Annotated in this window: 3 protein-coding genes; 2 read left to right on the top strand and 1 reads right to left on the bottom strand. The window is 32.5% G+C overall.

All coding sequences use genetic code 11. The annotated features are described in order from the left end of the window. Positions 1-378 precede the first annotated feature (378 nt). Both ACP6PL_RS12660 and ACP6PL_RS12655 read left to right on the top strand, forming a co-directional pair. A complete protein-coding gene (locus ACP6PL_RS12660) occupies positions 379-915 on the top strand; it encodes a hypothetical protein (protein ID WP_426545620.1) in 537 nt (178 codons plus the stop codon). 964 nt (positions 916-1,879) lie between these two features. Beyond that, on the top strand, positions 1,880-2,125 hold the full coding sequence (locus ACP6PL_RS12655; protein ID WP_426545619.1) for a hypothetical protein: 246 nt from the start codon (positions 1,880-1,882) through the stop codon (positions 2,123-2,125). A 64-nt stretch (positions 2,126-2,189) separates the two neighbouring features. Here ACP6PL_RS12655 and ACP6PL_RS12650 read toward each other — a convergent pair whose 3' ends face one another. Next, positions 2,190-2,342, bottom strand: a complete 153-nt coding sequence (locus ACP6PL_RS12650; RefSeq protein WP_426545618.1) for a hypothetical protein — start codon at positions 2,340-2,342, stop codon at positions 2,190-2,192. Between the last annotated feature and the right edge of the window lie 140 nt (positions 2,343-2,482).

Here is a 2,482-nt window from a genome sequence, read left to right as displayed (position 1 = left end):
AGGCTTTAAACCACAATTATTTAATTAACAATTAATAATTAATAATTCGGTAAAATTACGGAAAATCCTAATTTTTCAATACATTTACTTTTCTGAAATATTGATTCAATGACAATTATATAACTTATCTTTTTTGTCAAATTTTATGTCAAGAAAGATGTTTATAAAGCATAGCTTTTAAAGACGAGGTTTAAATTAATACAGACTTTAATGACTTTTATAGTAATATCATCTCCAGTTTAATACTTACATTTTGGAGGAAGGAAAACAGAAGGCAGAAGGGAAAGAAAGCTTCAAAGGAAGAAGGTTTTTTTATCACTGATTATTCAGATAAATTAAAGCTAGAATAAATCCTCAAATCTATAAACAAATAATTCGATGCTGAGAGAATTTATTGTATACGCTTGTCCAGTGGGTCAACTTAACTATCAACTAGAGAAATACTTCACTACTACTTCTACAGAATGTGGTGAAAATGCTGCTCATCAATATATGCCTCACTGTACCTTGACAGGTTTTTTTCATGATGAATTAACTGCCATTCCAATTTATATTCAAGCTTTAGAAAATGCTTTAAAAAATGCTTTACCAACCAGCACAAGTCAACCCATTGTTGTTATGGATATGGAGTTAAAAGCAGATTTTCATTATCTCAAAATCGAATCAATTTGGATAGAAAAACTTATTGCTAACTTTGCTAATATTGCTAACTCATCAACTCGTACTGAGCAGTTACGCCTCAAAAATAATTTACACCTCAGTTTAGCCTACAAATTTCCATTAGAACAACAACAAATCCTGGCCAAAATAGCAAAGGAAATTATCAATCCTCAAGCAGAAGTATCATGGGAATTACGATTTTATGAACGCCATCCTAATAACTCTTGGACTTGTCATCAATCTTGGAAAATTTAACCTCTTTATTCTCCTTGTATCTGGAAAATTTGCCAATGGTTAAGTATAGGGAAAATTCGTAAGTAGGGTTTGCGCTCAAAAGTCTTATGAGTAAGGGTAGGAGACAGGAGACAGGAGACAGGAGGAATGGGGAATTTAGAGAAGGCAGGAGTTAGAACTATTCCTCAATTTCTCTGTCCAAATCTTGCTGTTAATACTGACTTTTTGAGGCTTTTCAACTCAAATAAACGCACTTTTTCCAGACTTAAAAATGCCAAAAGCTTTATCTGTAGAAACTTTCAGATTTATTCAGCAAACCCTAAGTATTCAGATGTAGCAACAATTAATCCTCAAATCTAACTTCCCTGTATTACCAAACTCACATCTCTTCTCTACTTCCTACTCTCTATCAGAGAATGTTGAAAGAGGATTCCCGCTATCATCTTTGATTTAGCAGTGAGATGAATTTCAACCAGCAAATTAATTGAGCGATAGCTAATCCTTTGATCTAGGTTTTTGAGATATTTAATAAGGTTTGTAATTAACAATATTGTGTGATATTATTAATAGGTTAGGAAACAAAAAAAAGCCTTTGACGTGATTACTTTAACTTACCAGTATAAACTCAAACCTACAAAACAACAAGAAGTAGAAATAAATCATATTCGTATTGGTTTGTAAAAGTATGTACAATTATGCTTTAAGAGAGCTTAGAAACTAGTTAAAGTCAAAAAAGTCACCAATCAATAATTGTTCAATTATTTCTGAATATATTATTTCTGCTGATACTCCTTATCCTAATTATAATATTTAAGCCAAGAGCTTCACAATAGCCAAGAAAACTAATCCCAGATTAAAATCAGTAAATGCTCAAGTATTACAACAAAGTCTAAAAACTTTAGATAGAGCATTTGTGGAAATGAAAAGTTTAGGTAGAGCTTTTCCTAGATTCAAGAAAAGGATGAGGAGTTTTGTCTTTCCAGCAATGTTAAATAATTGCTTTGGTAATAACAAATTTAAACTACCTCAGTTAGGTTGGATTAAATTAAGCCAAAGCAGACCATATCCAGAAAATATGGTAGCTAAACAAGCCTGGATAGTTAAAAAAGCTAGTGGTTATTATTTGATGGTTAGTTTCCAATCATCAAAGTCAGTGCCAGATAATCCAGTAGGTAATACCAGTTTGAAAAAAGAATGCTACGAAAAGGTAGCTCTTGATCGGATGTGCTGAAAAATAGCTACTCCAATTCATTTTAGATAGTTATATCTATCGTTTTCCCTTTTTTTTTGAATGTTTATCCCTTCTTGCTTCTTGCTTCTTCCTTCTTCCTTATTTCTACCATTTGTAGCAAACATTTATAAAATTGGTATAAAAAGTCTTTAGGGATAGATGCAGGAATAGAAAGTTTTGTAGCCACTTCTAGAGGTAAATTGTTTAAATCACCCAAGTTTTTACTCTTCTCAACTACGCGAGCTTAAATTTGCGAGCAACCCCTTGCGCCTGCAGGCGCAAGGGAACGCGCGAGCTTGCTGTAATATCATGTCCGGATAATCAGTGATAAAAAAGTTTTTGTTTGTAGTAGGGCTT

Source organism: Dapis purpurea BLCC-M126 (assembly GCF_050015975.1).
GTDB lineage: Bacteria > Cyanobacteriota > Cyanobacteriia > Cyanobacteriales > Microcoleaceae > Trichodesmium.
The sequence above is the reverse complement of the archived record's forward strand: the minus strand, read 5'-3'. Positions and strand labels throughout refer to the sequence as shown.

What these genes read in the sequence shown, in the direction of transcription:
- ACP6PL_RS12660 (WP_426545620.1), top strand. Translation starts at nt 379, where the DNA reads ATGCTGAGAGAATTTATTGTATACGCTTGTCCAGTGGGTCAACTTAAC.
- ACP6PL_RS12655 (WP_426545619.1), top strand. Translation starts at nt 1,880, where the DNA reads ATGTTAAATAATTGCTTTGGTAATAACAAATTTAAACTACCTCAGTTA.